Source organism: Roseovarius sp. (genome assembly GCF_018066915.1).
Classification (GTDB): Bacteria; Pseudomonadota; Alphaproteobacteria; order Rhodobacterales; family Rhodobacteraceae; genus Roseovarius.
Map to the genome: position 1 here is coordinate 1 of NZ_JAGPVV010000267.1, position 4,451 is coordinate 4,451.

Here is a 4,451-nt window from a genome sequence, read left to right on the forward strand (position 1 = left end):
TGACCGGCAAGGAACGCTTCAAGACAAGGTTCGACAAGGCCGATGATCTGGTGCGATTCCTGCCCGACGTAAACCCCTATCGCCGCCCCGCAGGCATGAGCGTGGCGGATTGGGGCGATCTCAAAATCGCCGAGTTCGAGCAGATGATCGCCGAGGTTGGCCCCGACCGCATCGGCGCCTTTATCGCCGAACCGATCCTGTGTTCCGGTGGCGTTGTCGTGCCGCCCTCCGGCTATCACCAACGCACCCATGAGATCTGTCGCAGGCACGACATCCTCTATATTTCGGACGAGGTTGTGACCGGCTTTGGCAGGCTTGGCCATTGGTTCGCCTCGCAGGCGGCATCGAGCTTGGCACCGAATTGCAGATGTTTGGCGTAACTTTCGTCGCTGAGGTCGGGCCGACATTCGAGACAGCCCAAGAGACCCATGCCGCGTGCGTCGCCGACGATATCGAACCGCTCGCCGATGGCGCGCAACCGCGCCTGAAATTGCGGGGTGATGCGGCGGACATGGGCCAGAATATCCTCGCGCTCGATGATCTCGATATTCTTGAGCGCGGCGGCGCAGGCCACCGGATGCCCGCAGTAGGTATAGCCGTTGTAGAACACATCATCGCCCTCGATCCCCGCCAAGCGCTCCATCAGCGCATCGGACAGGATGCAGGCCCCGAGCGGCACATAGCCCGAGGTGAGACCCTTGGCGCAGGTGATGATATCGGGGGTGAACCCGAACACATCCTGCGAGGCGAACCAATGGCCAAGCCTGCCAAAGCCGGTCACAACCTCGTCCGAGATATAGAGGATGTCGTGCCTGCGACAGATCTCATGGGTGCGTTGGTGATAGCCGGGAGGCGGCACGACAACGCCACCGGAACACAGGATCGGTTCGGCGATAAAGGCACCTATGCGGTCGGGGCCAACCTCGGCGATCATCTGCTCGAATTCGGCGATTTTGAGATCGCCCCAATCGGCCACGCTCATGCCTGCGGGGCGGCGATAGGGGTTTACGTCGGGCAGGAATCGCACCAGATCATCGGCCTTGTCGAACCTTGTCTTGAAGCGTTCCTTGCCGGTCATGGTCGCGGCCAGATAGGTCGAGCCGTGATAGGCTTTTTCCCGCGACAGCACGATTTTCTTCTCGGGGCGGCCCAGCCGGTTGTTGAGGAATTGCATGACGCGGATCGCGGTATCGACGGCGGTCGAGCCGCCGGTGGTGAAATGCACCGTGTTGAGATCACCGGGCGTCAATTCCGCCAGTTTGCGCGCCAGCATCGCGGCGGGTTCGGTGGCAAAGGACCAAGGCGAGGCATAGGGCATCGCCATCACCTGCGCCGCAATCGCCTCGGCCATCTCGGCCCGGCCATAGCCGATCTGCACGCACCACATGCCCCCCGGCCCGTCGATATGGCGCTTGCCGTTGCTGTCCCAGATGTGGATGCCCTGCGCTGAATTCACCCGCAGGAGATCGGATTTGCGCCAGTCGCGGATGCCGGTCCAAGGGTGCAGATTGTGCCGGCGATCCCAGAGGGTCAGCTCGTCGGGGGCGGGGGTATTGGCGTGGGTGTTCATGGTCTTCTCCGTCTGAAGTCAGGTTTTGCCGGGCGGCGTGGCGCGGGCGCGGGGCGGTCGGAAGAACGCCGATTTGACCGGCGTCAACCGCGCCATGCGGCGATCCCATTTCCCCTCTTCCAGCGTGTAGATTTCGGCCCAGAGGGTGCTAGGGTGCCGCGCCGCATAGGGCATCTGCACATGCGCGAGGGCGATGTTGCGCTTGGCGGTGGGCGACCACACGCCCGAGGTAACATGCCCCACCTCACGGCGCTTGGCCTGATAGATCAGCGCGCCTTGGGCGGGTTTGAACCCTTCGACATCGAGCCGCATCAAGAGGCTGCGGGGCTTGGCGGCCAGAAGCGCGCGGCGGCCATTGAAATGCCCCTTGGTGAAATCGACCATAGGGCCAAGGCCCAACTCTATAGGGGTGTGCCCCCGGTGAAGACGTTCGGTGGCATGGGCGGGCTGGAAATCGACGCCCGCGACCATGAACCCCGCCTCGATCCGGGCGATGTTCACTGCCTCATAGCCGATGGCGCGCAGCCCGAGATTGTCGCCCGCCTGCCAGAGGCGGTCCCAGAGGGGCAGGGCATCGCCCCACGCGGTCCAAAGCTCGTATCCCAGATCGCCGGTAAAGCCGGTGCGCGAGATCATCAGCCCCGGCTCCACTTCGGCCAGATCGAAGGGGCGCAAGTGCCCTATCTCGAGTCCCGCGGCAAACAGCACCGCAAAAGCGGTCGGGCCTTGCAAGGCCAAGCCGGCAATCTCTCGGCTCTCGTCGAGGACGCTCGCGTCAAAGCCCCATGCCGCCTCCAACAGCCATGTCAGCATCGGCTCCTGACAGCACAGCCGCCAATCCTCGGGCCCGAGGTAAAAGAGCGTGCCATCGTCGATCACCATGCCCTCTTCGTCGCACCAGACCGCGTAACCGACCCGGCCCATGGGAATCGCGGTCACGTCGCGGGTGACAAGGCGGTTGAGCACGCGCGCGGCATCCGGCCCGGTGATCCGGTACTTGTGCAGCGGCGAGATATCAAAGAGCGCGGCCTGATTGCGCAGGGCGAAATATTCGAACTCCACCGTGTCGAGCATCGAAGGCGCTGCGTAACCGGCCCAGCCATACCAGCTCTGCGCCCGGTTGAGCGCGGCAAGCCGGGGATGCACCGGCCCGTCGATCAGGCCCAGCTTGGGATCGGTGGCGATGCTCATGGCGCGCCTCGGAGGGCCGCGTGCGCCGCGTTGCGCCCCGCAAGGCCCATCAGGTCGCCACCGGGATGGGCGGAGGCCCCGCAGAGATAAAGCCCCGATGGCCCCATCCGATAGCGTCCGATGCCGATGGCAGGGCGCAGGGTGAGAAGCTGATCAAGGCTCATTTCCGCATGATGCCAATGCCCGCCCGGCGCGCCGGTCTCGGCCTCGATCCGGTCGGGCGGGATCACCTCGGCCCCGGTCACAAGATCGGATAGGCCGGGGGCATAGCGGGTGAGTGTCTTGAGCGTGGTTTTTAGCAAGGCGTCGCGCGCCGCCTCATCCCAGCCCCCTGCCAGATCGACCGGTGCATACTGCACGATCAGCGACAGGGCATGGCCTGTGGCCCCGCGCTGCGCTGCGTCCGTTTGACCGGACAAGAGCGCCTCGATCACCGGATGGGGCGGCATTTCGCGGTATTTCGACGGGTTGAACGCGTCTTCGACGTAAGATGCGGAGGGCGCGATCACCATGCGGGCCGAGAGCAGATCATCGGGCAGGCCGGGGATCGCGGGCAAAGAGGAAAGCGTGAGGTTGATCTTGGCTGCCGTGCCGCGCGCGCGGATATGGCGCAGGCGGCGGGAGGTTTCGATGTCGAAATGCGCGAGCCCGGTCATTTCTGCGGTGAACCGCGCGCCGCTGCTGCTCAGAACTCGGGCGGCCTGCAATGTCTCGCCCTTGTCGGTGATCACGCCGGTCACGCGGTCCTGATCGGTCAGGATACGCGCCACACCGCAGCCCGTCTTGATCACCGCCCCAGCCCGCCCGGCCGCCCCGGCAAAGGCGTCGATCACCGCCGTCATGCCGCCCATGGGCAGGCTGGCACCGCCGCCATGCCCCATGCGGTAAAGCAGGCCAAAGACCGTGCCGGGCGCGCGCGGCCCCGCCGCCGCCCCGCGCACCGCATCCGCCGCCAAGAGGCCCGCAAGTGGGCCATCGGGGATCTCATCAAGAATGAGGTCATAGGCATTCGACAGCAGGATTTGCAGGAACCGCCGCATCTCGGGTTTGCCCATGCGCCGCAGGCCGAGACCGACCCGACCCAAGCGCAAGACCTCTTTCAGCCGTGCCGTTGAGAGGAGCGGCGCAGCGCCCCCCGGCGGGGTGGCCTCGGCCAGATGCCGCAAGAGCGTAGCATAGGTGGTCAGCCGTTCGATAAGCGCGGCAAAGGCCGCCGCATCGGGATGGGGGCCGCCATCGGCAAAGCGGACGCTTGCGCCTTGCGTGACCACATGGCGGCCATCCTCGGATAGCGCCACAGTGGGGAGCGCCACACTCTCGAACGGCCAGTCGCGGGCACCCAGCCCCAGATCGTGTCGCACCACAGGGTTGAGATTATAGAGCAGATGCGCCAGACGCGGCGCGCCGCTGGCATCGGGGGCGGCCATGCCGCCCAGATGCGGCGCGCGCTCCAACAGGCACACAGATTGCCCCGCCCGTGCCAGCACCCCCGCCGCCGCCAGACCATTCAGCCCGCCGCCGATCACGACGCTATCAAAGGTGCGCGTGGCGCTCATGCCGCATAGCCCTTGCGCGGCGCACGGGGCCATTCGCGGCGCAGGATGGCGCGGGCGGCATTGGCCCCCGGTGCCGCCATCACCCCGCCGCCCGGATGGGCGGACGAGCCGCAGAGATAGAGGCCCCCGATGGG

Annotated in this window: 3 protein-coding genes and 1 pseudogene; 1 reads left to right on the forward strand and 3 read right to left on the reverse strand. The window is 65.9% G+C overall.

Annotated features, from left to right (window positions below; all coding sequences use genetic code 11):
* A pseudogene (locus KBT70_RS14960) lies at positions 1–338 on the forward strand (aminotransferase class III-fold pyridoxal phosphate-dependent enzyme); the annotation flags it as partial.
* Here KBT70_RS14960 and KBT70_RS14965 read toward each other — a convergent pair.
* The 3 genes from KBT70_RS14965 to KBT70_RS14975 are packed head-to-tail and all read right to left on the reverse strand — an operon-like array spanning position 278 to position 4,317.
* Positions 278–1,570: an aminotransferase class III-fold pyridoxal phosphate-dependent enzyme gene (locus KBT70_RS14965; protein WP_296635488.1), complete on the reverse strand. Its 1,293-nt coding sequence runs from the start codon at positions 1,568–1,570 to the stop codon at positions 278–280. The pseudogene KBT70_RS14960 and the gene KBT70_RS14965 sit on opposite strands and share 61 nt — an antisense overlap.
* An 18-nt stretch (positions 1,571–1,588) precedes the next feature.
* Complete coding sequence (locus tag KBT70_RS14970; RefSeq protein WP_296635490.1) at positions 1,589–2,761, reverse strand: aminomethyltransferase family protein; 1,173 nt, start codon at positions 2,759–2,761, stop codon at positions 1,589–1,591.
* On the reverse strand, positions 2,758–4,317 hold the full coding sequence (locus KBT70_RS14975) for an NAD(P)/FAD-dependent oxidoreductase (RefSeq protein WP_296635497.1): 1,560 nt from the start codon (positions 4,315–4,317) through the stop codon (positions 2,758–2,760). The genes KBT70_RS14970 and KBT70_RS14975 overlap by 4 nt, the downstream gene beginning before the upstream one ends.
* Between the last annotated feature and the right edge of the window lie 134 nt (positions 4,318–4,451).